This window comes from Methanobrevibacter sp. (assembly GCF_017406825.1).
Taxonomy (GTDB): domain Archaea; phylum Methanobacteriota; class Methanobacteria; order Methanobacteriales; family Methanobacteriaceae; genus Methanocatella.
Genome location: NZ_JAFQXT010000027.1, coordinates 20005 through 33082, shown reverse-complemented (window position 1 = coordinate 33082; position 13078 = coordinate 20005). Strand labels below are relative to the sequence as shown.

Sequence of the window (13078 nt, the reverse complement as noted above, 5' to 3'; positions counted from 1 at the left end):
GTCTAAAATATAACCAAGGTGATAAAAATGGATAAAAATAAAATTATTTTAATTGCAATTGCCGTTTTAGTAATCATACTTATAGCACTTGGTGCATACATCGCTTCAAATGGCAATGATGATGCTGTTGAAAATATCACCATCGAAAACAAAACACAAAATAATACAGTTATTATGATTGATAAAGATGGAAATGTTACTAATGACACTGCTGTAGACGATAATTCCACTGGAAATGACACCAATACAACCAATCAGACCTACAGGGTATACAATCCTCAAAGCGACTCATATGTAACTGTAATCGGTGAAGGTTACGATGATGAATTTAACAGATGGTACACTTACGACACTGATGGCGTAAGATATTACAATACAAGAATTAAATAATTTTAATTCTTTCTTTTTTTATTTTTTTTAGAGAAATACTGCATTGATAAGATTATCCCTATAATTTGTTTCATCCTTTAGGGATTCAATGTGATGTATGACATTCAGTTTCAAATCTTCCAGTTTTATTCTTGTTTCAATGTCTTCAAAGTCAACGTGGAAGAAAAAGACGTATTTCACTTCCATATCATAATCATAGATTACCCAATTGGGACCGTTGATGTCCAGAAACTGAATTGACCACTTTGACATTATATGATTGATGTGATTTGATGTATTTTCAACATCAAAATCATCATCCAAAAAAATTTCATTCATTGGTATAAATCCTCAGATCCCTTTTGAGTGACGAATTCGACTTCAATCTCTTCGCGTTTAAAAATTCCGAAACTGGTTATTTCGCTTTTTTTGATGCATAATGGCTGTGACATCTCATTTGACTCCAGTGACACTATAACCACATCCACCCATTCCTCATCCTCTGACAAGTAACTGCAAGGTTCGAAGAGTTGGAATTTGGTTACGATTGTTAAAAGTACCTCATTGATGTCGATGGTTTCGTTAGCGTGTTCCTGATTTAATTTCAAAATTCTTTCTTCAATATTCATACATATAGTATATGTCTTCAAGTTATGTAAATATTTCTTTGAGCTCGTCCAACTTCTCGATATTGGAGCTTGCAACTTCACATCCGTCATTTAAAATCAGCCAGATAGCCTTGATGAATCCTTCATCGTTTAGGATTTGGCAGTTTTCCATTTTCAAGGCATTGTAGTTAGGCCTATCCAGAACATCACTTAAAAATTGTTCTTTGATTTCCTCACGTAAATCCCTGTCGATCAATGCCTCCAATATTTCCTTAATGTTGATTGCGAATGTGTTTCCGATGGATTTTATTATTTCGATTTCCTCAAATGACATTTCACCATTCAGACTTTGCTCAATCTGTTTATATGATGAGTAGTCCTGAAAACCAAAAACAGTGAATCTTCCCTCAACATTATGGGCGGAATACTCGTCAATAAGTTGAGTGAATGGTGCATATGATAAAATGAACGAGGACAACACTTCCATGAAGGAATTTCTGGAAGCATCCAATATTGTGCATAGGATATGAATCAGAATTTCCTGAATTAAGAAATGGGACAGTTCATGAATCAGAGTGGTGATTTGAAGAGATTTGGTTTGTCTGTCATCGATGAATATTGTGCCTGTTTCAAAATAACCCAATTGCCCGCCAAATGATTTATACTCGACTTTGACAAATGATTTTGTAAATAGAATAACCTTATCAAGAATGTCAAGTGAATCAAAATCTATCTCGTTTGCTTTAACAAGGTCATCAAAATTTCTGAATGCCTGGGACTTGATATCCTTCACAATATCTGAAAAATCATCGATAGAGAAATCGAATTCATTGATTTTCACGAGATTTTCCTTATTTAATAATCTATTGAAGTCTTCAAAATCATTTTCTCCATTAAATATGAATTTGGGAGCTGATTTAATTTCGCTGACATCCACTTTATCTGAGATTTCCTTTAAATGAACCAGACAATCGAAACAGACATTTTCACCTTCCGGAAATTCACGACCGCATTTCGGACAGTATTTTGATGGAAGGCTATCAGAACTGGAAGCATATATATCATCACATTCTACTTTTGATAATTTAAAAGAGAATGATATATCTTCATGCAGCTCTTTTAGCAATAGCTTTTCTTCAAGCATTGGCTCTTCATATTCCTTTAAGACTTCATCAATCATTAAGGATTTTTCCCTGTCTACTCTGCTGTATTTTGATAATTCTTTTATACTTGTCATGTGCAAAATCCCCACAAGTTAATAATACTTTCATTTTAATTATTTAAAAATTTTTCACATAACCCCAAAAATTAGAAAACTTTAATTTATAAAAAGATAATATACATAAATTAATGAAAACAATAGCTATTGGTGTTGGTGAAAATGAAAATATTATTCAGGCATGCCATATTTTCAAAGAAAAACACCCAAATACGGACATAAAACTAATATATAAAGATGAAGACTTAGTAAAAGCAGTTTTAGATGATAAAGTCGATGCAGTAGTTCGTGGATCACTTCCGGCATCAAATATCATGCAGGAACTTAAAGAATACTATCCCAATCTATCAAGAGCGACCTACGTTAATGGAGACGACTATGAATTCCTGTTATCTCCTGTCGGAATTGATGAGGGAAAAGACATAGAGGAAAGATTTGAAATTACCCAGAACTGTATTGATTTTCTCAAAAAAGTTGGTAAAAAACCTAAAATTGCAATTCTTGCTGAAGGAAGGGAGGATGACTTCGGACGGGGAAGCGAAGTTTCAAACTCCATCATAGACAGCAAAAAATTAACAAAACTCATCGAAGAAAACACTTCCGAAGAAGTTACAAATTACTTTATTCTAATAGAAAAAGCCATCAACAGCAAATCCAACATTATCATTGCACCTAACGGCAGGGTGGGGAATATCATTTTCAGAACACTTGTTTTACTTAGCTCCTGGCCAAGTTATGGTGCCGTTACATTTGGAATCGATAGAGTATACATCGACACAAGCCGAGACCAAAGCATAGATGGTTATGTCCGCAGTTTAATATTAGCTAACCAATTATCAGAATAAGTGATAAGAATGGGAGAAAATATACTTTATAGACTTTATGAATGGTACATTACTCGTGACTTGAAACCAGAGAAAATGCCGAAACATGTCGCTATAATAATGGACGGGAACAGAAGATACTCAAGACTTCAGGGAAACATGGACGTTGTCAAAGGCCATGAGATAGGCGTTGACACATTGGAAAAGGTTCTCGATTGGAGTATTGAGCTTGGAATCGAAATCATTACCGTATATGCCTTTTCAACAGAAAACTTCAACAGACCGCAACACGAAGTTGAGGGATTAATGAAACTGTTCGTTAAAAACTTCAAAAGATTAGTTGACCACGAAAAAATACACAAAAACGAAGTGAAAGTGAAAGTGGTGGGCAGAACTGAATTAATTCCGGAAAGTGTGCGCGACGCAATAAGAGAAGCTGAAGATGCAACAGCGCATTACGATAAAAGATTATTCAATATAGCAATCGGATATGACGGACGTTTGGAGATTATCGATTCATTCAAAAAAATAATTGCTGATGTGCAGGCAGGCAAAATCACAATTGATGACGTTGATGAGGAATTAGTAAGTAAAAACCTCTACACAGGAGGGTTGGATGACCCTAACCTGATTATCCGTACCAGCGGCGAAGAACGTTTAAGCGGATTCCTGCTTTGGCAATCCTCCTACTCTGAATTGTATTTCTGTGAAACATTATGGCCGGAACTTAGGAAAGTTGATTTTATAAGAGCAATCAGGTCATATCAAGCAAGAGATCGTAGGTTTGGAGTATAGACCATGATAGATACCCATTGCCATATTGATTTTAAGGATTTCGATGATGACCGTGAGGATGTCATCAAACGAGCTCAGGACAGATTAGACAATGTAATCGTTTCCGGATACAGCAATGACAGCAATATGGAAGTATTGCAACTTTCAAAGGATTATAAAGGTTTTATTTATCCGACATTTGGTTTTCATCCTGTGAGTTCGCAGAATGCCACCGAAGAGGATATCCGAATTGCCCATGAGAATATTAAAAAATATTTGGATTACATTGTTGCTGTCGGCGAAGTCGGAATGGACTATTTTTATGTAACCGACAAGGCATTGCGTGAAAGACAGCAGGAAATTTTTAAAGGATTTTTGGAACTTGCCAATGAATATAAGGTTCCTATAGTGATGCATGTGAGAGATTGCGAGAAAAAGGCTGTCAATATAATCCCCGAATATGAAGATATTCCATATTTTGTTTTCCACTGCTATGGCGGAAGCCTGAAAACCGCTAAAAAAATCATGAATATGGACAATTGCGTAATGAGCTTTTCAACAATGCTCTGCTATTCCCAACACCACCAGGATTTGATTGAAAAGATAGATTTGGATTATGTTTTAACTGAAACGGACAGTCCCTACTTAGCAATGACAAAGGAAGAAAGAAATGAACCTGCAAATGTTGCAAAAGCCGTTGCAAAAATTGCTGAGATAAAGGATATGAATATAAGTGCCGTTGATGAGATAACCACCAAAAACGCTCGAAAAATCTTCAAAATCTGATTAATTTTAGAATCTTTTAAAGACATTGAGTTTATGCTTTTTGTCATGATACTTGTTTGGATCCTGCAGGCTGTCAAAGGTGCTGTTAGGTGAAAACTGGCTACATGTGTCAGTAGGATTTGTATGTTCTTTGGTTAAACGGCAAATGACACCATTGGCAGGGCCTTTCAGTTGAACATCCGTTTGCCAATGCTTGCAGTTCAAGCATACCCTGTCACCGCCAGTATCTGAAATGTTAATCCCGTCGATTCTCATATTCTCATTCCAGAGGAAGCAGTTCCCTTTGTGCAAATACCTCTTTTGCAGCCACCATTGCATTGATTGATTTTGGAAAACCGCAATAGGCACTCATCTGCATAATTATCTCAACGATTTCTCTTGGTGAATTTCCGACATTCAAGGCAGCGTTGATGTGGTCTTTGAGCTGGGCAACGGTTCCCAAAACTGTCAGTGCCGCAACAGTGCATATCTCACGGGTTTTCAAATCAAGTTCTTCACGTGTGTAGATTTCGGAATATGGAAATTCAATGACGAATCTTGACAGGTCAGGCGCAATGTCCTCCAGGTCTTTGAATATTTCTTCAACTGACCTTTCCTGAATATTCTCTAAAGTTTCTTTGCCTTTTTCATATCTAGTCATAATTAATGATTATCGCTAAACCCATTTAACATTAGCGGTTGTGTAAACATAATGGGAAGAAAAGACCGGATTGTATAATTTATTTGTCGAATCAGTGGAGTTGAAACTGATTGCCAGAGATTTTCTTAAGTTATAATTTATCCTATCCCCTATGGAAATCAGTTCCTCATTATCAAACCTAGCCGAAGTTCTGGCATAGACCCTGAATTGTATTTTCTTCTTGTCATAGCTGACATCATGTCCAAGTTCAGTATATGATACGTTTATTATTTCAACCGAATATGGATACAGCAAACTTGTCTTTGAATTGGAATAATCTCTATATGTGTCTGCCGGATAGATTGCGGCAGATGATGTTGAAACGCCTTCAACCGCTCCGCTGCGGGCGGCTGCCATTGCAATGTTCAGCTCCTGCTCCTCTGCAATAAAGATTATCGACAACATGACAATCAGTATCAATATGCCGAATAAAAACAGAAATTCCGCTGAAATCTGGGCCTTATTGTCCATCATGTTATCACAATCCCGTCTGATGTTTTTGTAATAATATAGCTTCTGCCGCTAATTAGCCTATATTTTGAGTTCATATGGGTTAGGGGAATCAGTGTTTCGCCTTTTTTGTCATCGTATTCGATTGTCAGCTTATTTTTATCAACTGTTATTTCAAAATATCCTCTGTCGCCCGGAAGTTCAAGATACTTGGAATAGCCGACGCCATTGGAGTTTACCTGAGCAATCTGATTTGCCACATCATCAAGAATCAGCCTATGGGTTAAGCTATTTTCAATACTGAAATCTGATGAAATTGCTGAGGATGCATAAAATAACATTCCGCAAGCAATAATTATAACAATGAATAATGAAAATAAATATTCTATTGAAATAAAGCCTTTATTATCCATATTTTTAAATTATTTTAGAAATTAATAAAATTTGCTCTGAATAAAGATAAATTTTGATGCAAAATCATTAAATAATATTTTATGTAAAAATAACATTATGAAAGGTAAAGTAATTTTTGTCGGTGCGGGACCTGGAGATCCTGATTTAATCACTGTCAAAGGAAGAAATGTTATTGAAAAAGCTGATGTAATAATATATGCGGGCTCACTGGTAAATAAAAATGTATTATGCCCTGCAAAAGAAGACTGTGAAATTCACAATAGCGCATACCTAAATCTAGAAGAAACCGATGCAATAATCACTGAAGCGGTTAGTGAAGGCAAATTGGTTGCCCGCGTACACACAGGAGACCCTTCAATCTATGGAGCCATTGCCGAACAGATTCGTGAATTGAAAAAACATGACATTGACTATGAGATTATTCCAGGTGTCAGCTCATTATTTGGAACCGCCAGTGTTTTGGAAGCGGAATTAACTTTACCGGAGATTTCACAAAGTGTTATTATAACCCGTCCTGAAGGCAGAACTCCAAAGCCTGATGGTGAAAGCATTGCCAGTTTTTCAAAGCATCATGCGACCATGTGCATTTTTTTAGGGATTGGTATGATTGACAAGGTGGTTGATGAATTGCTTGTAGGTTATGAAGAGACCACTCCAATTGCAGTTGTCAAAAAAGCCACTTGGCCAGACCAGCAAATAATTAGAGGAACCCTTGCGGATATTGCACAAAAAGTTAAAGATGCCAATATAACAAAGACTGCAATGATTGTAGTGGGAGATGTGTTAGACCCTGGTGACTTTAATGCATCCAAGCTATATGACAAAAACTTTAAACATGAATATCGTTAAATGGGAAATAGAATAATTTCCCAAAATTTCTACTTTTTAACTCAATGCTTTGTAAAAGAAGATTATTAATATAAATATGATGGGTATGAATTGTATGAAACCCCACCGGCAGAAACTGGGATTATATGGATTTTTTCTATTTCGCCAGTTTTCTTATTGAACTTTTCGATTGTGTACGGTTCAACTTGAGGAGCATCCAAAACGGTCGCGATTTTTTTAACAGATTCAATGATATTCATCCTTTCACTTCCTTTAGTTCATTTATTAACTAAATCTATTCTATAGTTTATATCAGTCCATATATAAACATTTCCGCATGTAAGCACTCACTTGCATGCCATTATCGAACTAATTTTCTATTTTTAGTTTAAAAAAAAAGAGATATTTAATCAAAACATGAAAAGGACTGTAAATATGAATGCTAGTCTAACGTTGCGAAATATCCTGACCGATTACCTTAACATCATCAAATGCGTCATAATCCGATACATAGATCATGCATACCTCATCTCTTAGGCCAAATATGAATGCATAGCCCTCATTTTCATATTCAAGATAATAACCTGAATATCCAAACATCTTTGTTGGAGTTCCGCCGAGACTTGCAGCCACCTCTTCGCTATTGAAACCTGAACCAGGGGTTTGCGTAACTCCAATTTCTATATAATACCTGTCGTTGCTCCATCCCATTGCACTTGATTTTACATTTGCATCATAGTTTACATCGGTTCTTAACGGTTCATTGATGTAATCTGCAGGCAGTTCAAATTGCACATCATCAACCTTTACAACCTGAGTCTGATTAAAAAGAAAAGTGTACGATAAAAAAATAGCTAAAATGACAAGAATAACAACGATTAAAATAATATGATTATTTGATAGTTTCCTATTTTTGCCCGGAACCCTCTCGCCGCAATTGCCGCAAAATACTGCATCTTCCTTTAACTTTTCGCCACATTTACTGCAATATTCCGCCATAGGAATCAACTGTATTTGTCCTTGATTTCATTCAACAGTTTTAGTTTACCGAATGCTATATCTTTAGGGGCCCTTCTCAAACCGCAATCAGGATCCAAAATTAGATTATCCTTTCCAACTATTTCAATAGCTTTTTTGACCAATTCTTCTACATCCTTTGCATCATCTAGCGTATTTACAGATGAATCAATGCAGCCGAATCCGATTTTCTTATTGGCTATCAAATCTGCATTTTTTTCCAAAACCCCAATATTAACATTGTTGCCGGCAAATTCAAAATCAAGAATGTCAACATTGAATCTGGAAATATCCTTAAACGCCTGAGATAGAATTCCGCAAACATGCATTGCCAACGGAACATCCAAACCGTCGCGCAGAATGTCAATGGCTTCACGGGCAGTTTTCATATCAACCATTCCTGTGGATAAAAACGGCTCATCTATCTGAATATAGGAAGGTTCCGCCTTTTTTGCAATTGCATCGACTTCATGCTTTAGACTATGCGCCAAGTCGATAATGGCATCTTCCTTGTTTTTATAGAAAGCCTGAATTCTGGAAGAATGGACAATGGTATTTGGACCTGTGATTATTCCCTTAACTCCTTTTCCTTCAGGAATCTTGCCGCCATAATAATCACTCATGACTTTTTTTGCATATTGCAAGTCCTTTACTGAGATTTCTTTAGTGGGATTCCTGATTTTGGAAACAATGAAGGTGTTTCCGTCTTCAATCCTCATTCCGGGAATATATTCTGTAAAAATAGAAACCATGTCTCCCCTAACTTGACCGTCAGAGATTATATCGACTCCTGCATCAAGCTGAGCGATGACGCTGCTTTTGATGGCGTCTTTATATGTATCATGAGCTCCTAGGAATTTCAGAAGCTTGTCTTTTGAGGAAGATAGCTCTTTAAGTTCCACTGGATAGCTTCCAACTACTGTGGATTTCATTTTTTATTACCGGTATCTAACTTTCTGATTTTTTCGACTTCCTCTTCAGTGATTGGAAGTTCCACCACTGAAGTTCCGTGACATGGCTTTGTATAAGGTAAAAAGACTGTTCCTTTTTCGTTGTCGAAGCCTATTGGTATGGGAGGTATTCCGATTACGCGAACACCTAATACTTCATCACCAGGTTTGATGTAAACCAAATCATCTGCCTTGAATCTTATAATCATCGCACAGTCTTTGAAACCGGCTTTTGAAGCATGTATCTCATAATTATCAGATTGTTGAAGGTAAGTATCTAAACAAAAAGACATTCTATTCAAACTCCTTTATTGCTCTGTCGAATTTAACTTTAATCGGTGAAGGATTATGGAAAGCTCTGACCGCTGCAATTATTGCATTGCTTCCGCTTTCTTCAATCATTGTGACAAATTCCGCCACTTCATCGGCATCCCTGGAAAATACCAGTGCAAGTGATTTGCATTGCAAAATTTGTTCGAATGTTACGAAAAATGATGCCGCCGCATCCTTATGTACAAAACCGACCAATAAATCATAATCCCCCTGCTGAATTTCGCCCAAGGTTCTTTCCAAATCCACAAGATTGAGATTATAGAATCCTTCAGGGTCGGATATTTTCACTAATTTGGATGCTGCAGGGTTTGCAGCTATTGTTACATCATAACCTAAGTTTGTTAACTTATTGAATACATAAACTGCCATTGGAGTTTGAGATGGAGTCTCAGGACATCCAAGTAAAACTAAAGCCTTCATATAAATACCTCTATTATGATCTTGTTTTTAATGTAACGACATTTGCTAAAATTAATGTGCCCAAGAATAAAAATGTTAATAACGCCATACCATTGATGGTTCTGTTAAATACAAACATGCCTATTAATGCCTGTGTGGAGAATGCCGCTAATGCACCGGTCAATAATACTTCTTTACCAAGGAACTTTTTATTGTTTTTCTCTCTTTTTTCACGGTACATCTTCAATACTTTAAAACCAATTAGTATGGTTCCAAGCACAAATACCACTAAACCGACTAAACCTAATATTCCAAAGTCGAATCCATAACCAAATATACCTGGAAGCAGATAATCGATTGTATCCTTTTGGTTGACCAATATACCGAAAAACATTGGGAAAGGTAATCCGAAGAATAAGACCAACTGCATAGGCATTGTAATATAACCTTCAGCGAAAGCCGTTCCTTCCGCTCCCCAATATGATGCGTCTGCGCTATGGCCTATTAACTGAATGTTATGCAATACCGTTTTAATACTTGATAGGGAGTACTGTTCAATCCTTCCTAACCTTAACATTGGTGAAAAGATTGTCATGCCTGTTATCCTTGCAACAACTTCCAGAAGTATGAAACCTACTGCCAATATTCCCAGGAATGATAAAATCCTTTTGAATGTGAATACGGATTTTTCCCTAAAGGATTTGGAAATTATCAGATAACCGAAGAATAATCCTAAAACCCATAAGATTAAAAAGGACCTGTGCATTAATCCTCCAAACACGGTAATGCCTGCAATGAACAGGATTACAAATCTTCTAAGTGGCCTAATATCCACTCCCGATTCCTTCATCACCTTCAGCGATGCAAGAGCGGTGACCGCTCCCAAAAGCGCAATCGGACCAAATGGATGGGTAAATTCTGCCTGACTCGAAGATATTATCAAAAGTGCAATATCCGCACCGAAAAGTACTGTAAACCCTCCCAATATGAATAGGGACAGAAAGGTTACAACACTAAGTGACAACGGAATCAAGTTTAAAACAAATATCCATGTGACAAATAGCATTATTGCTATTTCAACAATCAATTGTAAATGGTTTTGAGCGATTAACAACATATTCTAATCACAGTTTCGTTTATTAATAAAAATTTAAAATGGACTGACCGGGATTTGAACCCGGGGCCTCCGCCATGCCAAGGCGACGATCTACCATCTGAGCTACCAGCCCATATAAAAAAATATGAATATCATATAAAGTTATGAAAGTTTTACTATAAATAACTATTTGCCGTTACGTGCCAAATCATATAAGTTATCTATAATAATCTGGAATAAATCATCAGTTTTCACATCGATTTTTTCATGAGGGTTGACAATGAACTCAAGTGCCTTATTAATGACATCATCACTATCATGGGACCGATACATCAATCCCTTATTGATATAATACTGATCGACAGACAATGTTTCTCCAGGATAACAGGAAATAACAGGAGTCTGCAAGATTGCAGCTTCCCTATTCATTGTTCCGCCAGCACCAATAACCAGGTCTGATTTTTTGATAATGCTTGATGTATCAACAGGAGGTTTCAGTATATGGACATTTTCAATGCCTTCAAATATGTTCTCCTGTTCCTTGAATCTAGGCAGGATTAAGATGTTGGCGACATTCTTTAACTCATCAACTATCGGAGATAAAACTGATTTTCTGCAATCCGCATTCAGATATGATGCCAATGAAGGTTCAGGCCTCATTAGAATGGTTTTAGGATGAGTCAAATCTAAGTTTAAATCATTGAAAACATTATCATTGTATTTAAAGCTTTTAAAATGCATCAATTCGGAAGTACCATCGTATGGAATGATTGTATTTGGGTCAGCTCCAAATTTCATCAGCTTCCAAAAATCAATTATGTCCGGGGTGATAATCCTGTCACATAAAGGAAGTGTCAGCTTATTTGCCGCAAGGGCATGTTCATTATCCAGGACATATAAGCTAGGAATTCCTAAACCGAATGATATTCTCGGAAGCTCTATAGAATGCTTGCTAAGGGCAACGTCAACATTTTCGCCATGTATGATGTCCACAAGATTGAATACCCTTTGGGTACTTTCCCTAAGCTTGTCATATAAACTGACTCCATGCTTGCCGACTGAAATGAAGTCTATTTCATACATTTCAAGTAACTTATGAATATCTCCAAACTGTCTTGCTGTAACAATTACATCCTCGCCTTCGGCTTCCAGATATTTTATAACATCCTTAAAAAATCTTACGTGAGGAGCGTTTGAAATGTCTATCCATACTTTCATGTTACCACCGGATTATAATAATGATTAACTGTTCATTGCTTCTTCAATGACTTCAATAATTTCATCTAAACCGCAGCCTTGTTTAAGACTGGATTTGATAACTTTAACATTAGGATTTAATTTTTGAGCATCGGCAACCATCTTATCGGCGTCGGCTCCGACGGCATCGGCAAGATCCACCTTGTTGATGACAACCACATCTGATGTTTGGAAGATGATTGGATGTTTTTCTACAGTGTCATCACCTTCAGTGACGCTCACAACAACGATTCTTAAATGAGAACCTAACTCAAAGTCAACCGGACAGATTAGGTTGCCCACATTTTCGATGATGACCATGTCCAAGTCATCTAACGGCAAGTCTTCAAGGCCGTGACCTACCAAATGAGCATCCAGGTGGCATTCTTTACCAGTATTTAAACCTACAACAGGAACATTATGCTTTTCTATACGTCCTGCATCAAATTTTGAAATTACATCTCCGGCTAAAACGCCGATTTTATAATCAGTATTATCTATTATTTCTTCTACGAGTGTTGTTTTACCAGAACCAATTGCTCCTACAAAATCAACACAGAATATGTCTTTTTCTTCTAAATTTTTTAAGTTTTTATCTGCTAATTTTTTATTTGCATCCATAATATTTTTTGCTACTTCAACATCAGCTACCTGGTGCATATTTTCACCTCAATTATTTTAAGTATCATCAGGTTTTTCAATAACAATATTTTTAACGACAATATCTTTACCGTTTAAAGTCTCTACATTTAAACTGTCGCATTTAGGGCATTTGACAAGCGGAGCATAATGGTCACTGTCATCCAGTATGGCTTCACCGTTAAACTGACAATCATGACATTGTATTTCAGCAGGAATTTCCTCAAATTTGATTTCCGCATCTTGTATGATTGTATTATCTATTAGAACACCTAATATGAATTCCAATTGTTCTGGATTAATCATAGCTAATCTGCCTACTTCGACAGTTACTTCATTTACCTCAGTTGCATTATTTGCCTCTGCAGTTTCCAGCACTGCATTGATAATGCCCTGTGCCATAGATAATTCGTGCATTTTTTTACACCTATTCAAACATTAATACTTACATTTTAGT

At 36.5% G+C, this 13078-nt stretch carries 21 protein-coding genes and 1 tRNA gene; 5 read left to right on the top strand and 17 right to left on the bottom strand.

Annotation, left to right across the window (positions count from 1 at the left end; translation table 11 throughout):
- Positions 1-27: 27 nt before the first annotated feature.
- Complete coding sequence (locus IJF99_RS04655; RefSeq protein ID WP_292792562.1) at positions 28-390, top strand: hypothetical protein; 363 nt, start codon at positions 28-30, stop codon at positions 388-390.
- A 27-nt stretch (positions 391-417) separates the two neighbouring features.
- Here IJF99_RS04655 and IJF99_RS04650 read toward each other — a convergent pair whose 3' ends face one another.
- Genes IJF99_RS04650 through IJF99_RS04640 form a run of 3 tightly spaced genes read right to left on the bottom strand, consistent with a single transcriptional unit; the run spans position 418 to position 2214 of the window.
- On the bottom strand, positions 418-708 hold the full coding sequence (locus IJF99_RS04650) for a hypothetical protein (RefSeq protein ID WP_292792560.1): 291 nt from the start codon (positions 706-708) through the stop codon (positions 418-420).
- Complete coding sequence (locus tag IJF99_RS04645; RefSeq protein WP_292792558.1) at positions 705-998, bottom strand: hypothetical protein; 294 nt, start codon at positions 996-998, stop codon at positions 705-707. Before IJF99_RS04645 ends, IJF99_RS04650 begins: the two co-directional genes overlap by 4 nt.
- Before the next feature lie 22 nt (positions 999-1020).
- Positions 1021-2214 carry a hypothetical protein gene (locus tag IJF99_RS04640; RefSeq protein WP_292792556.1) on the bottom strand — a complete coding sequence of 398 codons (1194 nt, stop codon included), beginning with the start codon at positions 2212-2214 and terminating at the stop codon, positions 1021-1023.
- 113 nt (positions 2215-2327) lie between these two features.
- Here IJF99_RS04640 and mtxX point away from each other — a divergent pair, with 113 nt between their 5' ends.
- Genes mtxX through IJF99_RS04625 form a run of 3 tightly spaced genes read left to right on the top strand, consistent with a single transcriptional unit; the run spans position 2328 to position 4580 of the window.
- Positions 2328-3041: a methanogenesis marker protein Mmp4/MtxX gene (mtxX, locus tag IJF99_RS04635; RefSeq protein ID WP_292792554.1), complete on the top strand. Its 714-nt coding sequence runs from the start codon at positions 2328-2330 to the stop codon at positions 3039-3041.
- Between the two features lie 9 nt (positions 3042-3050).
- Positions 3051-3815, top strand: coding sequence for a polyprenyl diphosphate synthase (uppS, locus tag IJF99_RS04630; protein ID WP_292792552.1), 765 nt, complete (start codon positions 3051-3053; stop codon positions 3813-3815).
- A 3-nt stretch (positions 3816-3818) separates the two neighbouring features.
- Complete coding sequence (locus tag IJF99_RS04625) at positions 3819-4580, top strand: TatD family hydrolase (RefSeq protein ID WP_292792550.1); 762 nt, start codon at positions 3819-3821, stop codon at positions 4578-4580.
- Between the two features lie 6 nt (positions 4581-4586).
- On the opposite strand, the gene IJF99_RS04620 is transcribed toward IJF99_RS04625, so the two are convergent.
- From IJF99_RS04620 to IJF99_RS04605, 4 genes are read right to left on the bottom strand one after another with little or no spacing between them, the layout of a single operon-like run.
- Positions 4587-4835: a hypothetical protein gene (locus IJF99_RS04620; RefSeq protein ID WP_292792548.1), complete on the bottom strand. Its 249-nt coding sequence runs from the start codon at positions 4833-4835 to the stop codon at positions 4587-4589.
- Between the two features lie 4 nt (positions 4836-4839).
- Positions 4840-5220 carry a carboxymuconolactone decarboxylase family protein gene (locus IJF99_RS04615; protein ID WP_292792546.1) on the bottom strand — a complete coding sequence of 127 codons (381 nt, stop codon included), beginning with the start codon at positions 5218-5220 and terminating at the stop codon, positions 4840-4842.
- Between the two features lie 15 nt (positions 5221-5235).
- Complete coding sequence (locus tag IJF99_RS04610; protein ID WP_292792544.1) at positions 5236-5733, bottom strand: class III signal peptide-containing protein; 498 nt, start codon at positions 5731-5733, stop codon at positions 5236-5238.
- Positions 5730-6122: a hypothetical protein gene (locus IJF99_RS04605; protein ID WP_292792542.1), complete on the bottom strand. Its 393-nt coding sequence runs from the start codon at positions 6120-6122 to the stop codon at positions 5730-5732. Before IJF99_RS04605 ends, IJF99_RS04610 begins: the two co-directional genes overlap by 4 nt.
- Before the next feature lie 97 nt (positions 6123-6219).
- Between IJF99_RS04605 and cobM the strand changes: the two genes are divergently transcribed.
- Complete coding sequence (cobM, locus tag IJF99_RS04600) at positions 6220-6972, top strand: precorrin-4 C(11)-methyltransferase (RefSeq protein WP_292792540.1); 753 nt, start codon at positions 6220-6222, stop codon at positions 6970-6972.
- A 65-nt stretch (positions 6973-7037) separates the two neighbouring features.
- On the opposite strand, the gene IJF99_RS04595 is transcribed toward cobM, so the two are convergent.
- The 10 genes from IJF99_RS04595 to hypA all read right to left on the bottom strand — a co-directional run bounded on the left by IJF99_RS04595 (position 7038) and on the right by hypA (position 13038).
- Positions 7038-7211 carry a hypothetical protein gene (locus IJF99_RS04595; RefSeq protein WP_292792539.1) on the bottom strand — a complete coding sequence of 58 codons (174 nt, stop codon included), beginning with the start codon at positions 7209-7211 and terminating at the stop codon, positions 7038-7040.
- Between the two features lie 187 nt (positions 7212-7398).
- Complete coding sequence (locus IJF99_RS04590) at positions 7399-7950, bottom strand: zinc ribbon domain-containing protein (RefSeq protein WP_292792537.1); 552 nt, start codon at positions 7948-7950, stop codon at positions 7399-7401.
- Between the two features lie 5 nt (positions 7951-7955).
- Entirely contained in the window at positions 7956-8900 is a 945-nt protein-coding gene (locus IJF99_RS04585; protein WP_292792536.1) for a methionine synthase, read from the bottom strand.
- Positions 8897-9211 (bottom strand): DUF1894 domain-containing protein, encoded by a 315-nt coding sequence (locus tag IJF99_RS04580; RefSeq protein WP_292792534.1) that lies wholly within the window; start codon positions 9209-9211, stop codon positions 8897-8899. Before IJF99_RS04580 ends, IJF99_RS04585 begins: the two co-directional genes overlap by 4 nt.
- 1 nt (position 9212) lies before the next feature.
- Positions 9213-9671: a DUF1890 domain-containing protein gene (locus IJF99_RS04575; protein WP_292792532.1), complete on the bottom strand. Its 459-nt coding sequence runs from the start codon at positions 9669-9671 to the stop codon at positions 9213-9215.
- A gap of 13 nt (positions 9672-9684) precedes the next feature.
- Positions 9685-10767, bottom strand: coding sequence for a hypothetical protein (locus IJF99_RS04570; RefSeq protein WP_292792531.1), 1083 nt, complete (start codon positions 10765-10767; stop codon positions 9685-9687).
- 39 nt (positions 10768-10806) lie between these two features.
- Positions 10807-10879 (bottom strand) — tRNA-Ala (locus IJF99_RS04565).
- A 53-nt stretch (positions 10880-10932) separates the two neighbouring features.
- On the bottom strand, positions 10933-11964 hold the full coding sequence (locus IJF99_RS04560) for a DUF354 domain-containing protein (RefSeq protein ID WP_292792529.1): 1032 nt from the start codon (positions 11962-11964) through the stop codon (positions 10933-10935).
- A gap of 24 nt (positions 11965-11988) precedes the next feature.
- The gene (gene hypB / locus IJF99_RS04555) at positions 11989-12642 is read right to left on the bottom strand and encodes a hydrogenase nickel incorporation protein HypB (protein ID WP_292792527.1); all 654 of its coding nucleotides are present in this window, start codon (positions 12640-12642) and stop codon (positions 11989-11991) included.
- Positions 12643-12660: 18 nt separating this feature from the next.
- Positions 12661-13038, bottom strand: coding sequence for a hydrogenase maturation nickel metallochaperone HypA (hypA, locus tag IJF99_RS04550; RefSeq protein WP_292792525.1), 378 nt, complete (start codon positions 13036-13038; stop codon positions 12661-12663).
- Positions 13039-13078 lie beyond the last annotated feature (40 nt).

Excerpts from the sequence above, each read along its gene's own strand:
- IJF99_RS04585 (WP_292792536.1), bottom strand. The coding sequence starts at position 8,900 with ATGAAATCCACAGTAGTTGGAAGCTATCCAGTGGAACTTAAAGAGCTA.
- IJF99_RS04620 (WP_292792548.1), bottom strand. The coding sequence starts at position 4,835 with ATGAGAATCGACGGGATTAACATTTCAGATACTGGCGGTGACAGGGTA.
- uppS (WP_292792552.1), top strand. The coding sequence starts at position 3,051 with ATGGGAGAAAATATACTTTATAGACTTTATGAATGGTACATTACTCGT.
- mtxX (WP_292792554.1), top strand. The coding sequence starts at position 2,328 with ATGAAAACAATAGCTATTGGTGTTGGTGAAAATGAAAATATTATTCAG.
- IJF99_RS04560 (WP_292792529.1), bottom strand. The coding sequence starts at position 11,964 with ATGAAAGTATGGATAGACATTTCAAACGCTCCTCACGTAAGATTTTTT.
- hypA (WP_292792525.1), bottom strand. The coding sequence starts at position 13,038 with ATGCACGAATTATCTATGGCACAGGGCATTATCAATGCAGTGCTGGAA.
- IJF99_RS04595 (WP_292792539.1), bottom strand. The coding sequence starts at position 7,211 with ATGAATATCATTGAATCTGTTAAAAAAATCGCGACCGTTTTGGATGCT.
- IJF99_RS04655 (WP_292792562.1), top strand. The coding sequence starts at position 28 with ATGGATAAAAATAAAATTATTTTAATTGCAATTGCCGTTTTAGTAATC.
- IJF99_RS04625 (WP_292792550.1), top strand. The coding sequence starts at position 3,819 with ATGATAGATACCCATTGCCATATTGATTTTAAGGATTTCGATGATGAC.
- IJF99_RS04640 (WP_292792556.1), bottom strand. The coding sequence starts at position 2,214 with ATGACAAGTATAAAAGAATTATCAAAATACAGCAGAGTAGACAGGGAA.
- IJF99_RS04570 (WP_292792531.1), bottom strand. The coding sequence starts at position 10,767 with ATGTTGTTAATCGCTCAAAACCATTTACAATTGATTGTTGAAATAGCA.
- cobM (WP_292792540.1), top strand. The coding sequence starts at position 6,220 with ATGAAAGGTAAAGTAATTTTTGTCGGTGCGGGACCTGGAGATCCTGAT.
- IJF99_RS04615 (WP_292792546.1), bottom strand. The coding sequence starts at position 5,220 with ATGACTAGATATGAAAAAGGCAAAGAAACTTTAGAGAATATTCAGGAA.
- IJF99_RS04610 (WP_292792544.1), bottom strand. The coding sequence starts at position 5,733 with ATGATGGACAATAAGGCCCAGATTTCAGCGGAATTTCTGTTTTTATTC.
- IJF99_RS04650 (WP_292792560.1), bottom strand. The coding sequence starts at position 708 with ATGAATGAAATTTTTTTGGATGATGATTTTGATGTTGAAAATACATCA.
- IJF99_RS04645 (WP_292792558.1), bottom strand. The coding sequence starts at position 998 with ATGAATATTGAAGAAAGAATTTTGAAATTAAATCAGGAACACGCTAAC.
- IJF99_RS04605 (WP_292792542.1), bottom strand. The coding sequence starts at position 6,122 with ATGGATAATAAAGGCTTTATTTCAATAGAATATTTATTTTCATTATTC.
- IJF99_RS04575 (WP_292792532.1), bottom strand. The coding sequence starts at position 9,671 with ATGAAGGCTTTAGTTTTACTTGGATGTCCTGAGACTCCATCTCAAACT.
- hypB (WP_292792527.1), bottom strand. The coding sequence starts at position 12,642 with ATGCACCAGGTAGCTGATGTTGAAGTAGCAAAAAATATTATGGATGCA.
- IJF99_RS04580 (WP_292792534.1), bottom strand. The coding sequence starts at position 9,211 with ATGTCTTTTTGTTTAGATACTTACCTTCAACAATCTGATAATTATGAG.
- IJF99_RS04590 (WP_292792537.1), bottom strand. The coding sequence starts at position 7,950 with ATGGCGGAATATTGCAGTAAATGTGGCGAAAAGTTAAAGGAAGATGCA.